Genomic DNA, 247 nt, shown 5'->3' with positions numbered 1-247 from the left:
GCTCTAAGGTCTATATGCAGCCTGCTTCAGATGGTACTGGTATCATCGCTGGCGGCGCAATGCGCGCAGTGCTAGAAGTCGCAGGGATTCAAAACGTACTTGCTAAGTGCTACGGCTCTACAAACCCAGTTAACGTTGTTCGCGCAACAGTTAAAGGTTTGAGTGCAATGAAGTCACCAGAAGACGTTGCTGCTAAGCGCGGCAAGTCTGTAGACGAAATTACAGGATAAGGTCATGGCTAAGAAAA

General features: G+C 48.6%; 1 pseudogene. It reads left to right on the top strand.

Going from position 1 to position 247, the window contains the following annotated elements:
- Positions 1-230: pseudogene (locus A3756_RS04320) on the top strand (30S ribosomal protein S5); the annotation flags it as partial.
- Between the last annotated feature and the right edge of the window lie 17 nt (positions 231-247).

The organism is Oleiphilus sp. HI0086 (assembly GCF_001635225.1).
The sequence above is the reverse complement of the archived record's forward strand: the minus strand, read 5'-3'. Positions and strand labels throughout refer to the sequence as shown.